This window comes from Paenibacillus methanolicus, from assembly GCF_008124765.1.
Lineage (GTDB): Bacteria > Bacillota > Bacilli > Paenibacillales > Paenibacillaceae > Paenibacillus_Z > Paenibacillus_Z methanolicus.
The window spans coordinates 45,428-64,535 of the sequence record NZ_VNHS01000001.1 but is presented as its reverse complement, the minus strand read 5'-3'; the positions used below and the strand labels follow the sequence as shown (position 1 = coordinate 64,535).

At 55.4% G+C, this 19,108-nt stretch carries 10 protein-coding genes; all 10 read right to left on the bottom strand.

Features of this window, described 5'->3' with window-relative positions; translation table 11 throughout:
- Positions 1–13 precede the first annotated feature (13 nt).
- The 10 genes from BCM02_RS00215 to BCM02_RS00175 all read right to left on the bottom strand — a co-directional run bounded on the left by BCM02_RS00215 (position 14) and on the right by BCM02_RS00175 (position 19,078).
- Positions 14–4,132, bottom strand: a complete 4,119-nt coding sequence (locus tag BCM02_RS00215) for a DUF5695 domain-containing protein (RefSeq protein ID WP_425466142.1) — start codon at positions 4,130–4,132, stop codon at positions 14–16.
- Positions 4,133–4,293: 161 nt separating this feature from the next.
- Positions 4,294–6,249: an Ig domain-containing protein gene (locus BCM02_RS00210; RefSeq protein WP_148927052.1), complete on the bottom strand. Its 1,956-nt coding sequence runs from the start codon at positions 6,247–6,249 to the stop codon at positions 4,294–4,296.
- Between the two features lie 465 nt (positions 6,250–6,714).
- Entirely contained in the window at positions 6,715–10,146 is a 3,432-nt protein-coding gene (locus BCM02_RS00205) for a LamG-like jellyroll fold domain-containing protein (protein WP_148927051.1), read from the bottom strand.
- A gap of 301 nt (positions 10,147–10,447) precedes the next feature.
- Positions 10,448–12,430, bottom strand: coding sequence for a glycoside hydrolase family 127 protein (locus BCM02_RS00200; protein WP_148927050.1), 1,983 nt, complete (start codon positions 12,428–12,430; stop codon positions 10,448–10,450).
- 44 nt (positions 12,431–12,474) lie between these two features.
- Complete coding sequence (locus BCM02_RS00195; RefSeq protein ID WP_148927049.1) at positions 12,475–13,545, bottom strand: M24 family metallopeptidase; 1,071 nt, start codon at positions 13,543–13,545, stop codon at positions 12,475–12,477.
- Positions 13,546–13,597: 52 nt separating this feature from the next.
- On the bottom strand, positions 13,598–14,806 hold the full coding sequence (locus BCM02_RS00190; protein ID WP_246183124.1) for a glycoside hydrolase family 127 protein: 1,209 nt from the start codon (positions 14,804–14,806) through the stop codon (positions 13,598–13,600).
- Positions 14,736–14,993 (bottom strand): hypothetical protein, encoded by a 258-nt coding sequence (locus BCM02_RS35760; RefSeq protein ID WP_246183123.1) that lies wholly within the window; start codon positions 14,991–14,993, stop codon positions 14,736–14,738. The genes BCM02_RS00190 and BCM02_RS35760 overlap by 71 nt, the downstream gene beginning before the upstream one ends.
- Positions 14,994–15,006: 13 nt before the next feature.
- Positions 15,007–17,322 (bottom strand): glycoside hydrolase family 127 protein, encoded by a 2,316-nt coding sequence (locus BCM02_RS00185; RefSeq protein ID WP_148927048.1) that lies wholly within the window; start codon positions 17,320–17,322, stop codon positions 15,007–15,009.
- A 7-nt stretch (positions 17,323–17,329) separates the two neighbouring features.
- Positions 17,330–18,112: a carbohydrate ABC transporter permease gene (locus BCM02_RS00180; RefSeq protein WP_148927901.1), complete on the bottom strand. Its 783-nt coding sequence runs from the start codon at positions 18,110–18,112 to the stop codon at positions 17,330–17,332.
- Between the two features lie 48 nt (positions 18,113–18,160).
- Positions 18,161–19,078: a carbohydrate ABC transporter permease gene (locus BCM02_RS00175; RefSeq protein WP_246183121.1), complete on the bottom strand. Its 918-nt coding sequence runs from the start codon at positions 19,076–19,078 to the stop codon at positions 18,161–18,163.
- Positions 19,079–19,108: the final 30 nt, after the last annotated feature.

Here is a 19,108-nt window from a genome sequence, read left to right as displayed (position 1 = left end):
ATTTTATACCTGTTTACGCAGTCGCAAGAGCTGCTATTTCGGCGGCAGACAATGCCCGGTTGAAGATTTTGAACTCATCCACTACTCCATTGAGGTTCGGATCGCCCCAATTGGACTTGCCCAGGTAGTTAAGGTTCGTTGCGCCTAAACTCGATGGTTTCAGCGTCATCGCGTTATTGCGCGCCGCTTCAACCCCGTCGACGTACAAGATGCCGGTTGTGCCGGATAGCGTAACCGCAACATGCTTCCATACGCCTGTCGCAAGCGGCGTCGGGGCTGTAATTAGCTGCTCGCTGCCGTTGCCGGAAGTTGAGATGGCAAATCGCATCCCGCCCCCGCCGCCCGTCTGCGGCGCCAAGAACATATAGGAAGTCGTTCCCGTACCGAAATCGAATATGCGCGCCCAGTCGTTATGGCTCGTTACCTTGACCCAGGTCGAAATCGTAAAATCGTTCAACCCGCCGACGATGCCATTCGGCAAGCTCGCGTAACTTGTCGTGCCGTTCAAGGATAGCCCGTTGCCGGCCTTGCCCGCCGTCCACGTCCCGCCGGTGACTGCCGCGTGTTTGCCGTTGCCCGACGAATCCGCGGCGGTCCCTCCGCTCGTCTCGTTCATATTATAGTGCGCCACCAGATCCGAGGCCGGAGCGCTGTTCATCAGCGAGGCAATCTCCGCAACCGTCAGCGCCCGGGTGTATAATTTGAAATCATCGACAAGACCGTTCAGCAGCGGATCGCCGAATTGCGATTTGCCGATATAGTTGTTCGCCGTCGTACCCAGGCTTGACGGTTTGAGCGTCATATTATTGTTGCGCCCCGCCTCTACGCCGTCCACATAAAGAATGCCAACCGTGCCCGATAGCGTAACCGTGACATGTTTCCATACGCCTGTCGGAAGCTCCGGCGCATTGATGACCTGCTCCGCGCCGTTGCCGCCGGTCGTGATGGCATAACGCATGCCTCCGCCGCCTACCTTCGGGGTGAGGAACATGTATTGGGTCGTATTGGAGCCGAAATCAAAAATCCGGGTCCAGTCGCTCACGCTATTCAATTTGACCCAGCCTGCAATCGTGAAATCGTTCACTCTGCGAACAATTCCGCTTGGCAAGGAAACATGAGATGTACTGCCATTCAGACTGACCGCATTCCCGTTCTTGCCCGCAACCCAGGCTGCGCCGGTAACGGTGGCGTTGTTGCCGCTGCCGGATGAATCCAATGCCGTCGCGCCGCTCGACTCATTAAAGTTATACGATGCCAGAAGCTCGGGCAGCGGAGCTTCAGCGTAGACCGTGATCGTGACCGTATCCGAAGCGGAGAGCGACGAATCCGATGCCGTCAGCTTGAAGACATACGTACCGGCAGCGGTAACTTGAACGGTCGTATTTCGATTATTGGGACTTGCGATCGCGGCGGTGCCCGGTCCGCTTTGCAGACTCCAGGTCGTCGTTAACGTCCCGTTAGGAAGCCCGTCGTCAGCGGCCGATCCGTTCAGCACAATCGGATTAGGGAGCGTAACCGCGTTGTTCGGTCCGGCTTCGACCGTCGGGGCCGCGTTGGGCTGCGGCGTGCCGGGCTGAAGCTTAACGTCGTAAGAAGCCGCCGTTCCAATTGACAGATTCAGCACCGCGCTGTTACCTAATGCATTCAATTGGCCGACTTTGACGTTATTGAGCAGTACATCATACGTACCGGCCGCAAGTCCGGTAAAGGTTACTTTCGTCGTATGCGCCGTGCCCGGCGTCACGTTCTGCAGCGTGAACCTTACGTTGTTCTTGGCCTGCGCCAGACTCGCGGATGTGAACTTATCCCGGTTCAGCTCCATGGACAGCTTCTGGGTGATGAGATTGATGCGCTGCGAGACGCCGTCCTTAGGCGTAATGTCGTAGGTTGCGCCATTCTGAACGACGCTGCAGCCATAGCAATAGAGTCCGAAAATCGGGTCAACCGCCACGTCGGAGCTCAGGATTTTGATCGCCCCGAAGAGACCCAAATCCGCTTCGCCGCTCATGCCGCGCCAGCCGTTATGCAGCGGGCCGCCGCCTACGCCGAGCGCGCCAAAGTTGCCCTTCTCCGCTTGGTACGTCCAAGCCACGGCGCCGATATTCGCGGGGTCCGAGCTGATCTGCCCCGAATTGATGGCGCTGATGTTCGCAATTTTCGCCGCATAGGACAGCCGCTGATCCAGCTCGGGCGTCGTCGAATGCTTGCGCGTCCAATCATCCAACGCATAACCGATGAGCGATACCGAATATTGAAAATTCCACCAGTTCTCTCCGGTAATCGTCACGGGTACGCCGTAGTAATACCAGATCGGCATTTGCCCTCTCGTCGCGCGCGTTTTCTGATTGATTTTCCCCTTGATCGTCGCGTTATTGTTCATACCGGCCAGCATATAGACCGATTCTTCTCCTGTATTGTCATAGTTGTATTCCGAGCCGTAAGGATACTTCGTGTTCGAGAAGTTGGTATATTTGGTCGCCATCTTGTTGATGATATCCTGCGCTTGCGCGGCATAGCCTTCCTCCTGAAGGGCTTTGATGATATCCGGCGTCGTCAGCTCGCCCATCAGTCCCGTTTCCCAATTGTACGCGACCGGACCATCGTACAACGCTTTGAAGATGTTATACGCGCGAAGCAGGTACGTTTCTTTGGGATGCGTGTAATTCACGAGATTCGGGTACAGTTTCGCGATTTTATACATGCTGAAGTATGTGTTGTAGATATGCGGATACGCATACCCTCTGTACGTCGGCGTCGTGTTCGGAGCCGGCATGAGGAAATCCGGTACGAGATAATCTTCGTGGTGCCCGTTCATCAGATTCGTCCAGATCGTCGTCTCGAGATATTGATCGACCGCCGTCACCTCGCCGGCCACCGGCGTCTGGACATTCTTCTCCGCCAAGAACTGTCCGTGGGTCAGTCCCCAGTCGTCTCCCCAGCCCCAATAGCCGTTAAACACGTTGCGCTTGGACTTCGAATCCATCATCCAGTCGTCGAACGCTTTGTCGCGGATATCTCCGGGAACGTTCCATTGCGTGTTGTTGACCATAAAGGTGCTGTGTCTCTGTAAGGCGGCGTCGATCGGTTCGATAACATAAAATTGAAGCACCGTCTTCTCGCCATTGCCGTAATTGATGGTCAAATTGTTCTGTCCGAGATGGCTCATATTCAGTTGGTAGATCTTATGATTGGTGCCAACCGTATTCAGATACGTAACGGTCGTCTCCGACGGATACTGCGCCGTAATGGAATTGATCGTCTTCGAGGTATGCAGATCGAATTTAGCCGTCTGATTCGTAGGGACGATCATTCCCGGTATCACCGTCACGTCCAGGAGTCCCTCCGCGTACAATTTCTCTTTCACGGCAGCGTCGTTTGCCACTTTGTGAAATTTGAAGCCGTACGTTTTGCTCGCATTGGGCGCAAGCGTCAAGCTCGTGTTCGGCAAATAGCCGCGATTCGTGCTCTTGATCACGTTCGAATGGATGTAGTACACGTTAAGCCCTTCGACCCATCCGCCTTGATCCATCGCCCACATGCTGCCCGGATGCTCCTCGATCCGCCACCGGTCTTGATACTCGAATCCCGCGCCGGTCGCGGCGTCGGGCGTCATCAGCAGAGAAGGGCCCACCCCGCTCGGCCGTTGAACCGTAATATAGGAGCTGTTGTTGCCGACGAAGGAATGGTTGAGCACGCGCGTCTCGTAGATTTCTTCGCCATTGCCGCCGCTCCAGTACTCGTTGAATGGAAGCGGAAGTCCGAAGTCTCCGATCTCCAGCGTCTGGCTGCTCGTATTCGTGACCGTTATTTTCCACTCCAGAGCGCCGCTTGCTAACGCGTACGTCTCCACGACTTTGAAATTTTTGATCCCGCCGGTGTTGGCCGAGTTCTGATACGTCACCGTCACTGTATTCCCCGATTGGCTCTGCACCCGGACGTCGGCGGATTTGCTCGTCCACGCATGCGTCCACGCCCCACTGCCCAGCTTGTAGGTGAACATCAATTCGCCGAGCCATTGATGGTCCGCCGTGTTCTGGTTCGGCGCGTTGGTTCCGTTCATCACATAGTTAGTCGGGTACGTATCCCCCGTCAGCTGCAGGGAGGTGATCTCGCCGTTCGTTCCGGTCGTCACCGTGAAATTCGAGTCGGATAGCGTATAGGCGAAAGCCGAGTTTGGCAGAAAGAGCCAGATTGCCCCCGCGGTAAATAGACTGCAGAGGAGCAAAAACAAAGTTTTTGCAGAAGCTTTATTCGTTGTCAGCACCATATGAACCTCCTGTTCGGAATGGATGACTAATAGCCGTAAACCTTCCACTGCTCGATTCCGCTAGAGAACCCCGGCTTCGCTTTCACGTTGAGCCTGATCTTGGTCGTCGTCACGGGCGTAAAGGCGGTTTCGTTAAACTGATTGCCAAGCACGCCAAGTCCCGTTGGATTCGCCACGTTGACCCAGCCGCCGTTACTCCAGTATTGCACCGTATACGATTCAGGCAGATCAATTCCCTCGTTATCATCGAACCAATAGACGGACGTGCCGGTCAGATTTACCGTCCGATTGAAATCATATTGAACCCACTGCGTTGTCCCGGGATTGTTCCAATTCCCATACACCGGATGCCCGCGATCGTTGGAGCTGGCCGGAACATATTGATCGTTCAACCCGGACAGACTTTCCCATGGCGACACGTAGGACGTCGATGCAACCGCTTCCACAGCAATGTTCGCGGCGGCATTGTTCGACGTGTTGATCGTGAACGATTTGGTGACGGGCGCGCTTGCTTCGTCATAGTCGCGAAGGCGTACCGTGAACGTATAGCTGCTCTGCGCCGCTGCCGCCACCGTCCCGCTGATCGCGCCCGTGAATCGATTAAGCGCAAGTCCCGGAGGCAAGGCGCCGCTTGCAATCGTCCAATCGTAGAACGGTACGCCGCCGGTGGCCGTGAGCTTCTGGTTATAGCTTTGTCCGGCCGAAGCTCCCTTCAGGCTCGTCGTCGTAATAGCCGGCTTCACGAACGGACTTAAGTTCTTATTCAGCTTCCAGCCCGCGTTCTCGGCCACCAGCAGCGACAGCTTACTCAGCATCCAGCGCCGTACGGGAAATAAGCTGGACCACCCGCCGCTTTGCCCGCTGATCCGGTCCCAGTAGGGCTGATCCCCTGGAATATGGTAGCTGCCGTCAAGCGGTACCGCATACCCTTGATAAGCGATCACTTCGGCATCGTTGGTCCCGCCGGCCGCTACGTAATTGACCATCCCCGGCCATGCGTCGTTATAAGCGATCCCATGTCCGAATTCATGCATGATCAGTCCATAGACATCCGTGACCTGAGACAGGTCGGTCTTATACCAATCGTCGTCATGGATGGAGGTGAATACCGTGGCGTCGTCATAGAAGTCCAGCGCCGTCCCAAGCGAACGATGGAGATTGCCAGGCGCGGTCTGCCCGTTGATTTTGTGGTATTTCCCATTGTTTGAAGACCAGCCCGTGGAGTAAGGACCGTTCAAGCCGCGCAGAAAAATCCATTCCCCGTTAAACGGCTCGTTGTTGCTGACCGTGGTATTGCCGTTAAAATTATCGTTCGGAACGATGCTGGTCTCATCCCCGGCCGGCACCGTATCGAATGGCTTCACTTCCAGGAAATAAAACCAATCCTTGATGGCGGTCTCCGCCGCGGTCTTGATCGCGGGATCATCGAAGATGTGATTGACCGTATCGAACCGATAGTCGAACTTCAGCGGGAAACCGGTCGTCAAATTGTCATCCTGATCCAAGACCCGAATCGGAACTGCCTGCGTCCGCGTAGTCCCGTTATTCTCTTGCGTTCGAATCGACAACGCGTAATTCTCGATCGATCCGGCGTTTCCGATTCGATCCGGCGCGATCTCCAGCAGGAAATTCTTCTGTTCCGATGCGTTGTTGAACGTGATCGTCTTGGTTGCGCCCGTTGCGGACAGCGTGCTCGGCATATCCATCATCAGCCGCGATGAACCTTGCGCATTCAGCGTGATCGTAACCGGGTATGCGGCGGAGGCGGGCGGTTTGAGCGTGAGCTTCACATACGGATTGGCGAGGTACCCCTGCCAATCTACGAGCTCGATGCCGTAACCATTCACTTCGCGCCCGAAGATATCCACGACCGAAGCCTCGGTAGCAGCCGCGGCATGGACGACGCGGCCATCCGGTACGTGCCAGGGCGCCAACCCGGTGAATAGCGTAATCCCAAGGCCTAGACGAAACCATTTTTTCATTTTCTCCCTCCTTAACATTACGGCAGGTCTGCAACCTTGCTAGCGATTAATCGTCTTGAACGAGCATCACCCCTTTCGCAGATAATTAAGAGGGCTCCGCCCTTTTGACCCGACTTTTGTTGGCTCCCTCCTCCCACCTCCTCCGCCGAGGAGGCTCCAAAGGGCTTTGCCCAAGCGTATGCTTCCGAAGTGCGTTTTCCTTTGAAAACGCTCAGGACTCCCTATTTCGTGCTGACCTGTTTGTTCGCGGTCGGCGATTGGGCTTGAGTATGGCACGCTTTTGTCCTGACGGACAAAGCTTCAGTGGGTTTTGAAGTTCGTCCGAAGACTTATGCATGTGCGTAAGCCGACCAACTATAGCCACAGCTGGCTTCACCAGACGTTTTTCCTTAACCTGACAGCCTTGTCGCAGATGGCAGGAGGATAGCTCGCGCCAACCTCCTGCCTCGATCGCCTCTTATACCATTAGGCGAGAATCAATCTAGCCAGCGCGGCAAGATCCTCGATATCGATTTTGCCGTCCTGGTTGACGTCCGACTTCTTCACGTTCGCCCAATCCCGGTCTTCGGCGGATTTGCCATATGCCGCCGCGACGAGGGCAAGATCGCCGATGCTAATTCGAGCGTCGTCGTTGATATCGCCCGGCGTGGTCTTGATGATGGCCGCTTCGAAGGTCACGATCGCCGTCTGCAGCTCGCGAATGGCGTTCTCGATCTGCGGCTGCGTCGGATTCGCGTCATCTGCCACCGCTTTAGCGGACTGAATCGCCTGTTCGAATGCGGTTTTGGCCGCTTGAGGCACTTGGCCGACTCCCGAGCCGACGGAGGCTGCCGCAAGCTTCTGCTCGGCATCCGTAATGAGCGAGACGAGGGCTGATGGATCGATTGCGTCCACGGTGATCGAGAGCGCGGCACCGGTTAGCGCCGTTTCGGTACCCGAGCCGTCGGCTGCGCTGCCATTCGTTAAGGATACCGATGCCACGCCTCCCGAACTGCCGCTCTTCGCTTTGAAGCGCAGCTCAATAAGCTTACCGTTCACCTCTTTGGCATCCGTTCCAAGCTTGGCGAACAGCAGTCGAATGCTGCCCGGTTGAAGATGCTGTCCGACCAGCTTGAATGCTTCATTCTTCGCCGCAAGGTCGGTATCCGCCAACTCCAGTCGATCCGCGTCGTATTGAATGGTCATGTCGGCGGCAAGCGTATCGCCGTCCACCCCGCGCAAGCCCGCCTGCACATCGAACGATTGCCCGCTTTTCACCGAACTCGGCCCGGTTATCGTCAAGGCGTTGCGAGCTGTCTCATCCGCCCGCATCACCTTCCACTGCTGGATTCCTGTCGAGGTTGTCGGTTTGGCTTGAATTTGGACTCGAATTTTGTTCGTCGTAACCGGATCGAACGTCGTGACGTTATATTGATCCGGCAGCACGCCGTACTGCGACGGATTGGGCACTTCCTTCCAGGCCGATCCGTCCCAATACTCGAGAAGATAGGACTCCGGAGTATCGATGCCGTCATTATCGTCGAACCAGTAGAGGTGGCTGGAAGCAAGCGCAACCGGCTGCGCGAATTCGTACTGTACCCACTGCGTCGTTCCATGCGTATCCCAATTGCCGTAGATCGGATGATTGCGGTCCGCCGAGCTTGCCGGTTCGTACTCGTCGTTGATGCCAACCAAGCTTTCCCATGCGGAGACGAAGGATGTCGATACATCGGCGTCTACCGCCGCGTTCGGGTTCACCGGATCAGGCTCCTCTACTTCGGGCGGGATCGGTTTATCGGCAGCTAGCGCCGCGATCTCCGCGGCCGATAGAGCGCGATTGTACAGCTTCGCTTCATCCAAGACGCCTTTATAGTAATCCTTATTCGCATGGGATTTCCCGATCAGCTTGGCGCCGCCATTCTTAACGACGGATAACAGACCCGAAGGGATGTCGGAACTCCTCGCGGACTCCTTGCCATCTACGTATAGAATGGCCGAGTTACCCGTGACGGCGACGGCGGCATGATGCCACTCCTCAGAGGCCGCTTTCCCGCCGGAGATCGATATGTGTTTCCCGTTGTTAGGACTGGCGTTGAATCGCAAGACGTCCTGCTCATCTACGGCGAGCGCCATGCCTCCCGCCTCGCTCTTGAAGTCGAACAAGGTGGAGACCGAATCTATGGCAGCCGGCTTGATCCAACTGGTGAACGTGAAGCCGTCGGCGTCTTTCAGCACTTGTTCCGGAAGCTCGATATAGCTTGTCGTGCCGTTTAACAGCGCGCCCCCGTCTCTTGCGCCAGCCGTACGGACCGCATCATGCATCGTGCCATCATGGCCGGCGCCCGAATAATCAAGCCCTAAAGCGCCCTCTTCGTCGAACAAATAGCTTCCGGCTAACTCGCCTGATCCAACGTAAAGCGTAAATGTCTTCGTTATAGGTTTGCTCATTTCATCGTAATCTCGAAGCTGGACGGTGAACGAATAGCTGCCTTTCGCGTTCCCGGCGACTTTGCCCGAGAGTTTGCCCGTGAACCGATCCAGCTTCAATCCTTCCGGCAGAGCGCCTGCCGTTATCGTCCAATCATAGAACGGCACGCCGCCTTCCGCCTTCAATTGGAGCTCGTATTTCTCGCCTGGTTTGGCATGAGGTACCGGCACGTTCTTAATCGCCGGGCTTAAGAACGGCGTTAGCTTCTGATTTAGCTTCCAGCCGGCCTTCTCGGCAATCAACAGCGTCAATTTGGTCAGCATCCAACGTTTATTGTGGAATAGATGCGTCCTTCCCCCGTTCTGACCGCTGATCCGATCCCAGTATTGCGGCTCTCCGGGAATATGGTAGCCGTCGTCCAGCGGAACCGGATTCCCTTGGTAGGCCACGATGTTCGCAGCGGTTCCGCCGTCACGCTTGTAAGCGGAAACGCCTTTCCAGCTGCCCGAGTAGACAAGCGCATGCCCGAATTCATGCATGATCAAGCCGTAGACGTCCGTGGAGGTATCGTTCATTTCGGTGAGATACCACTGCTCGTCGTCCAAGGAGGTGAACGGCGTTGCGGTATCGTAGAAGTCGAGAATGGTAAGAAGCGATCGGTGAATTTTATCCGGAATCGTGCGCCCGTTACGCTTGTGATATTTGCCGTTCTCGGTTGCGCCGCCCGTGGAATGAGGACCGTTCAAGCCGCGCAAGTAAATCCACATCCCGTTATAGGGCTCGTCGTTGGCGACTTGAATGTGACCTTCGAAATTATCCTCGGGGATGGAGGCCGTCTCGTCGCCCGCAGGTACGGTATCGAACGGCTGCATATCAAAGAAATAAAACCAATCTTTGATCGCTCGTTCGCCGGCCTCTCGAATCGCCGGATCGCTGAAATAAGGTTGGATCGTATCGTACCGATAATCGAACTTGAGCGGGAACGTCGTTTCTTGCTCGTCATCCTGATCCAGAACGCGAATCGGCGTCGATTGTTGATGGGTCGCGCCATCCGCTTCCGTAATCGTCACGTCCAGTTTATAATGTTCGATCTCGCCATGGCCTCCGATTCGGTCTGGATGGATTTCGAGCAAGAAAGGCTTTACCTCGTCGGCGTTGTCGAAAGTGAGCGTCTTCTCGGCTCCGGTTGCGCTCAATGTACTGGGCCGATCCATCATTAGGCGGGACGTGCCTCTGGCATTCAGTTCGAGCGTAAGCGGGTAAGCGGCATTTGCCGGAGGTTCTACATTCAGCTTGACGTACGGGTTCGCCAAGTAGCCCTGCCAATCGACTAATTCAATCCCGTATTGATTCAGTTCCCTGCCGAAAATGTCCACGATTCGCGCCTGGTCGACAGCTCCATCCTCCGATGCGGAAACCGTCGTAGGCGGAACGAATAAACAAGCGCTCAGCATGCTCATGGAAACGATGGCCGATAACCACGTTCTCATCCGATAATCCCTCCCGTAGGCTTAGGTTCTATAAGTAAACGACAACGATCGCGCTACGATACGACATCACCTCCTCTCCCCTTCCCGGCTTGCAAATGAAGAAAGGAGGGCAAGCGAGTAAACCATTCCGCACTGATTATGCTATATAAAAACGCGCCATTTTCACATCTAATAGTTCAACCATCCCTTCTAAAAAATCAACTAATTTGAGCTGTGCCCGCTTCAACGAATTTCGCCATAAACAAAAACAGCAACAAGAAGCCACAATGATGGTGATGGCTTCTTGTTGCTGCGTGCGTTCTCAACGCTCTCGGATCCAAACCTGCATTTCGCCTTCGCCTCGGTTCGCCCAGGCAAAATAGGGAACGGCCTGAATCGGAAAGACGACGTCCGCCCTCTTCGTCTCCCCGTACAAGGTTTCTTCCCAGCCTAATGCCGAACTGCGTCGCGCTTCGCCCGTAATGACCGTGATTCCTCCCAGGATGTCCGGCCTGAACCGCGCTTCAAGCGGTGCCTGTTCCGGCAATGCGATATCCGGCAGAACCGCCCCGTTGTCCGCCTCCTCGAGACAATACACGATAGGACCGCGCTGCAGCGCGACCTTCCCGGCGTTGACGCGAACGTTCGGGTGCGCATACATGCGCTTGATCGTCATGGTCAGCTCGATCCGGATGACGTCGCCGGCCTCCCATACCCTGTTGATCCGTGCATAACCTTTCGTCATCGCCGCTTGGATATCCACGCGTTGGCCATTCACCACAATAGAAGGATTCTCGCACCAGCCGGGCACTCGAATCGCGACCGTGAACGCGGCCGGTTGATCCGGTGATACGGCCAAGTCGATCGTCGCGTCCCATGGATAATTCGTTTGCTGCGAGAGTTGAACGGATTGACCGGCAAGGTTAACCTTCGTGTCGCTTCCGATAAACTGGTGAACATAGACGCTGTTGTCCGTTTGCGAGTAGATATACGTGCCGAGTGAAGCAATCAGCCTAGCGAGGTTAGGCGGACAGCAGGCGCAGTTGAACCACTTTTGCCGGACTGGCTTCACGTGTTTCTTGTCCGGACGTTGGCAGGCTTGCGGCCAGACCTCAAGAGGGTTGACGTAAAAAAAGCTTTTGCCGTCCAGCGCCATCCCGCTAATGGTGCCATTATAAAGCGCGCGCTCGATGACATCCGCATACTTGCGATCCGGGTCGAGCCGCTGCATGCGGTGCGCCCAGAAGATCAGACCGATCGAGGCGCAGGTCTCGGTATACGCCGTATCGTTCGGCAGGTCATAATCGAACGAGAACGCTTCTCCATCGTGATTCGATCCGATGCCGCCCGTAATGTACATCTGTCTCTGCGTCACGTTGTCCCACAGCTTCCGGCATGCCTCGATCAATTCGGGATCCTTGAACGCCGCGGCCACATCCGCCATTCCCGCGTACATATAGACGGCTCTTACCGCATGACCGGCGGCATGCCGCTGCCGTCTGACCGGCAGATGGGATTGGTTATACGCGAAGCCGTCCTTATAGAGACTGTAATAAGGTTCGCGCAGTAAATAGTTCTGGCCGAAACGCGCCGCTCGGCCGTCCGCCTCCAGCCGGAAGTAATTCGGCTCTTGTCCTCGTTCGTTGATGAAATACTCGCTAAGCTTCAAGTAACGCGGTTGTCCGGTTGCTTCGTAAAGTCGAACCAAAGCAAGCTCGATGCCCTGGTGACCCGGATAGCCGCGTTTTTGTCCGGCTTCGACGCCGAACACGGTATCGATGTAGTCGGCGAATTTGCAAGCAATATCGAGCAGCTTCCCTTTGCCGGTCGTCTCGTAATAGGCGACGGCTGCCTCGATCATATGTCCGGCGCAATACAGCTCATGATTGTCGCGCTCGTTGATCCATCGTTCATCTTGATGACCGATGGTGAAATACGTATTCAAATAACCGTCGGGCTGCTGAGCTCTGGCCAGCAGTTCGATCGTGGCGTCCGCAAGCTGTTCAAGCTTGGGATTCGGAACTGAAGCGAGACTATACGCGACGGCCTCTAACCACTTCGTCACATCGCTGTCTTGAAAAATATATCCATAGAAGGCGCCCTCTTCTTCGCCCGCCGCGATACGGTAATTTTGCAGCGCATGACTCGGCGAAGCGCCTTCGATGCGGTCATTCAGCGCCTCCCATTGATAAGGGATGACCTCGTCCCTCACCAAAGCGACATACTTCGTCCAGAACGGATCATGGACCCGAACCTCTCTATAAGAGAGCGGCTGTAATCGATCGCCGGATACGGCATGCTTCACGGATAATCGTCCCCCAATCCGAAATAAGTACCGAAGTATGGAAGCTACAACGCGATGAGCGCTTTGGGCGACTTCGTCAACACCTCGATTCCCGTGTCCGTGATTAGGATGTTATCCTCGATGCGCACGCCGCCGAACCCCGGCAGATAGACGCCAGGCTCGACGGTCATGATCATCCCCGGCTCCAAGCGCTCCTCCGTTTGCGCGGAGAATCGCATCCCTTCGTGAATTTCCAAGCCGAAGGCGTGACCAAGGCCGTGTCCGAAATATGGGCCATAGCCGTAGCCTTCGATCACGTTTCGACCGAGCGCGTCGCCCTCTTTGCCCGTCATGCCGGGTTTGACGCCGTCCAAGGCCGCCTGATTGGCCTCGAGAACGACCCGGTACATTTCCTTGTGCCGTTCGGATGGCGTCCCAACGAACACCGTTCGGGTCAAATCCGATAGATAGCCCTCGAAGTTCGCGCCGAAATCAAGCGTGACGAATTCGTTCGTCCCGATGAGCTTGCTGCTCGCCAGACCATGCGGCAGGGCGGATCGTTCCCCTGAAGCGACTATGGTTGAATAGGCGGAAGAGACCGCGCCCTGCTTGCGCATGAAATATTCGAGCTCGGCGGAGACTTCTCGTTCGGAGATGCCGGGCTTGATAACGCCCAATATGTGATCAAACGCCTTATCCGTGATCTCGATCGCTTGCTTGATGAACCCAATCTCCGCTTCATCCTTGATGCCCCGCAATCGCTCCACCATATTCTCGGTAGGCACCAGTTCAATACCTTGGAATCGTTCGGCGTACGACTGGTATTGGGCATAGCTGGCATGGTTCTTCTCGAATCCTAATCTTGCCGCTTGAAGAGCTTGCAGCTTCTCGGCAATCGTGTCGAGCGGATTCGCGGCATGCTGCACGATCTCGTAGGCTTGGGCCTGCTCTTGAGCCTGATTCACATAGCGAAAGTCGGTGATGAGGAATGCCTGCTCCTTCGTGATCAAGACGAAGCCGGCCGAGCCTGTGAAGCCCGTCAAGTATCTCCTGTTATAGGGACTCGTAATGAATAACGCATCGAGCCCCTCCTGATCAAGCTGCTCTCTTACGCGCTGAAGACGCACTGCTCCCATGTCCGTTACCTCCCTGTTCTCATCTCTATCCGAGCGAAATTCAACTGTCCGCTTATGCTTCCTGAAGCCATACCAGCATCTCGCCCGGCTCCCGATTCGCCCACGCGTAATAAGGAATCGCCGTCATGCGCACAGGATGGTAGGTATTCGGCGCCGTCCGGTATAGCCAATTATCAGAGGTGTCGTCTTCATTCGAGCGAAGCCCCTCGCCCGTGAGCAAGACGACGCCATCCAGAAGCTTCTCGTCGTAACGCCACGCCCATTCCGCATCCGCGGGGATTCTTAGATCTCTCAGATTCTCGCCATTATCCGCTTGTTCTACGCAATACACGATTGGCCCTCGCTGCAGCGCCATTCTTCCGGCGTTCTCTCTGACCTTCGGATGGGCGCGAACCTTCTCGACCGGCATCGGCAGCTCCAGCTCGATTTGGTCCCCTTCCTTCCACACCCGATAAAGCTTGGCATACCCTTTAACGGCGATGTCCTCCAGATTGACCGGTTCGCCATTGATCTTAAGCGAAGCCCTCTTGCACCAGCCCGGCAATCTCAACGCGATCATCCACTCGGCGGGTCGGTCGACGGATACGCGCATCGAGACGGCTTCGTCCCATGGATACGCCGTCTTCACGACCAGCTCGACCTCTTGGTCGTTGATCCGCTGCTTCACCCGGCTATCCATATATAAGTGAACGAACAACGTGCTCGCGTCCTCGTCGTATCCGTACACATACTGACCTAACGAGGCGAGCAGACGAGCGATGTTTGGCGGACAGCAGGCGCAGCCGAACCATGACTGCCGTGTTCGGGCAACGGATCGCAGGTCGTCCCGAACGTCGCAAGCCGTGGGCCATACTTCAAGCGGATTCACGTAGAAGTAACCTTTCCCGTCTAATGAGATCCCACTTAGAATGCCGTTGTACAACACGCGCTCCATGACGTCGGCATAGTCGCGGTCCGCATCCGACTGCAGCATCCGGCTGGCCCAGAGCAGGAGACTAATCGCGGCGCATGTTTCCGTATACGCGCGATCATTCGGCAGATCGTAATCCACCGTGAACGACTCCCAGTGCTCGTTAGACCCCACCCCGCCGGTGATATACATGCGTTTGCGGGTCACATTGTTCCATAGTTCTATGCACACCTTCAGCAGCTCATCGTCATCATAGGCCGCGGCCAAATCGGTCATGCCGCTAAACAAGTACAAGGCGCGAACCGCATGCCCTTCGGCGGTACGCTGCTCGCGAACAGGCGCGTGAGCCACGGCTGCCGGCCGCGATGCGGAAGTTCTCCACCGTACGGCTCGGTTCCGCGCCGGGAATCTCGTCGTTAAGCGCCTGCCACTGGAACGGAATGACCGTCTCCCGCACCAACGTTTGCCGTCTTCCCCAGAAAGAATCTTCCTCTATTAGAACCTGTTTAATCGGAATTTGCATCATTCGGGTTCGCATGACCGATCCCCCCTTAACCACGGACATCTTCCTCGCCAAGCTTCTTGTATTGCGCTTCATCCACCACACGCAAACCGAATACACGGCGAATACGGCGCCCGGCCTTGCCTTGGAACTTGATCGTCACGTTTTCTTTGCCGATCAAGGCAGTCGAAGGAAGCGGATAGTGGACATTGTAGAACTTGTCGTTCTCTTCGAACCCTTTCCGCTCGGAATTTAGAAGCACCCTGTCCATGAACAAATCAAAATCGCAATTCGGCATTTCTTGCGCGGCCGTATAGGTGACGACCAGCATCATCGGTCGTTCCGGGCTGATGCGCATGTCGAACGAGAACCATCCGTCTTGTCCGGCCGTCCGATAAGTCCGGCGGTTCAATAAACCTACCCGGTTGGATGCATCACCCTGGAAATTGTGATCGCGCTCAGGCTGCATTTCGCCCGGCTGCACGTAATCGACGGTGCACTGCTCCAGCAGCTTGACCTTCCGCATCACTTCCGTATAGGCGGACTCCGCTTGCGCCCATTCATCTGCCGTGAAGATGTCCCAGTACACTGTGTACGAGTGATTATAGACGCGGTAGAACGGGATCAACTCGACGTCCCTCGGATACCCGACGCCGGCCATGCGAAAGGTCAGCGGCCGATCCGGATCGGCCGTAATCCATGCCGAAGGCTCCATACCTTTGGCGATCATAACGGGCGTATACAGAAAATCGGCTGCAGCCGGATCTGCCACCGGTCCGAGCACCCCTGCCAATACGAGCGGACCGTATAGAATCGCGGCACGATCCGGATTGTCCGGCATCGACTCCAGACGAGGCGACATGGGCAACGTAATCTCTACCTGATCTTCATCGATCCACGTTCTGCGAATGGAGACAAAGGAACCTGGCCGCTGATCGCTCTCGATCCGCTCCCCGTTCACGCTGATCTCAATTCCGTGCTCTGCCCAGTACGGATACCGGATGTTCAGGGCGAATACGGTTGGTTCCGCGCAGGATAGCCGAAGGACCGTTCGATCAGACTCCGGGAAGGTCGTCTCTTGCACGAGCGTGAGATTTTTGCGCTCCCACCGTAAGCTGGAATGAATGAACTGGTTCACGTACAGCGTGTCGTCGCCCTCGAAATAAATCGCGCTTCCGTAGCTGGCATGATTCTCCATGCCCGTTCCGACGCAGCAGGTGAAATCCTCGAATTTGTCGTCAAAGTGCTTGTGCCCGCCCATGGCTAGCGACAGACAATACGTGACGCCTCCGGTTTCCGGGTTTTGCGAGGCCAAAATGTGGTTGAACAGCGCGCGTTCATAATAATCGGCTTCCTGCGCCAGCGCGTTCCACTCGAATAGATGTTTGGTCAGCTTCAACATGTTATAGGTATTGCACGTTTCGGTGGTATGGGGACCGAGTCTGTCATACAGAGAATCCGGTTCACCGAAATATTCGCCGAAGCTGTTCCCGCCGATCACATAGGAATGGTGCCGCACGACCCGCTCCCAGAAGAACGCGGCCGTCTCTCTCCTTACGGCGTCATTGGTCAGCTCGTATTCTTTGGCCAAGCCAATCAGCTTCGGAATTTGCGTATTCGCATGCTTGCCGGGCAGACAGTCGACCTGTTGCGATAACGGATCCAACACTTGTTTATGCCAGAATCTCTCCGCGAGGCTTAAATACTTGCGCTCGCCCGTATCCGCGTATAAATCGGCCAATACCTCGTTCATGCCCCCATATTCGCATACCATCATCTCTTCCATCTGGTCCGCGTTCAGCGGAGCCAGCGTTGCCTCCAGCCAATCGGCTAGCCGACGGCCAATCTTCAACGCCTTCGCGTTGCCGGTCAATCGATGCGCGTCGCGAAGGCCGGCGAACAATTTGTGCAAGGTGTACAGCGGCGCCCACGCGCCGTTCAGATCGAATCCCTTGGAGCGTATATCGCCTGCGGCCACTTCCTCGAATACTTCTTTACCGTTCGGAATACCGGATACATAGCCGTCTCCATGCGCTTGCTGGCACGCTTCCAGCTCATCGGTAATATAGTCCGCTCTTCGTTTGAACTCCGATTCTCCCAAGGAAGCGTATAGCATGGAAATCGCGGATAAGTAATGCCCTAACGTGTGACCGGATAGACTCTCCGATTCCCACCCGCCATACTGCGGCGCTCGCGTATCAAGTCCTGCATAGGTTCGAAATCGGGCCAGAAGCCGATCCGGCTCCAGCGCTAAAAGGTACGTTCGATTCAACTCCATCGCATGCTTGAACGGGCCATCCAACAGTCGAACGTCGCCAAGGGCGAACGGCCTTGCTTCTCGCTTTGCTTTCACTTCTGCTTTCATTCGATTCTCATCCTTTCAAGCCTGTTAGCGTAATGCCTTCGATAAAGTAGCGCTGACCGATGAAGAAGACGATAATGACCGGCAAAATGACGACCGTTGAAGCCGCCATTAGCAGATGCCACTGGGCGCTATGCAGCGATTGGAACATTTGCAGGCCAAGGGCCATCGTAAATTTGCTCTCCTCGTTCACGTACACCAGCGGCCCCATAAAGTCGTTCCACGAACTCATAAAAGAGAACAGTCCGATCACGATTAATGCCGGCTTGGATAAGGGAATAATGATCCGCCAATAAATCGTCCAAAGTCCGGCGCCGTCCACGTAGGCCGCTTCATCCAGATCCTTGGGAATGGTGGAGTAGAATTGCCGCAGCAGGAAAATATCAAAGGCTGAACCAAACCATACGGGAAGAATGAGCGGAAAATACGTATTGATCAGCCCCGCCATTTTCCAACCGATGAACGTAGGGATCAAGGTGACGGCCCCCGGGAGCATCATGCTGGCGAGGAGCAGCGCGAAGAAGAAATTGCGTCCCGGCCACTTGAGTCTCGCATAGCTGTATGCCCCGAGCGAACTGCTGATCAGCGCGCCGGCCAGACAACTAACCGTAATGATAAGCGTGTTCGTAAAAAAACGGCCGAAGTTGATCGTCGTCAGCGCTTCCACATAATTCTGGAACTTGAACGGCGCCGGGATCCAGATCGGCGGAATCTCGAAAATTTGCAGCGAGGTCATGAACGAGCTGCGCACCAGCCAGAACAGCGGAAGCAAACAGAATAGCGATCCGACCATTAAGATGGCATATACAAGGATTTGGGAAATTCGCCGGCTACGTTGCACTCAATTCACCTCGCTCTCGTAGAACACCCATGCTTTGGACGTTCGGAAGAAAATAGCCGTTACGGCAAGGATGATCAAGAAGAGAATCCAAGCGATGGCGGAAGCATGCCCCATCTCGCCAAATTGGAAAGCTTCCCGGTAGATATAATAGTTGTAGAATAAGCTCGCGTTGTTCGGTCCGCCCTGCGTCATAATCAAGGCTTCCGTGAACACTTGAAACGCGCCGATCGAGCCCATGATCAGATTGAAGAAGATAATCGGCGTCATCATGGGGACGGTGATGTTCCGAAATTTGGTCCACGCGCCCGCTCCGTCGACCGTCGCCGCTTCGTACAACGACCTTGGCACTCCTTGCAGGCCGGCCAGAAAAATAATGACGGTGCTGCCGATGCCCCATAAGCTCATGAGGACGATTGAAGGCACGACCATGACTTCGGAATCCAGCCAGTTAAAGGTCGGAAGATGGAGCGCCGATAGCACGTTATTGATCAGGCCGAGGTCCGGGCTGAACAGCCAGATCCAGATCATGGACGAGGCGACCGCGGGAACGATGACCGGCAAATAAAAGATGGTGCGAAAGATCGATTTGCCCTTGATGAATTCCTGATTCAGGAGCAGCGCGACGATAAAGGAAAACAACAAGCCGAGCGGAACGCGCAGGATGACATACTTGAAGGTCACCCACAGCGAGTTATAGAAATAAGGATCCTTGCCGTCAAATAACCGCGTATAGTTATCGAATCCGATAAATTTGGGCGTATTCACGATCCTATAGTCGGTAAAGCTGAGCACCAAACTGGATACCATCGGGATGACGACGAAGAGCATCAGGCCAATTATGCTAGGCAGGGCGAACAAGACTCCCGCCAGCGCCATTCGACGTTTGCCAATAATAAGAGCGCCTCCTCTCGGCGGCATGGCTTCCATCCATGCACATGAGTCACTTAT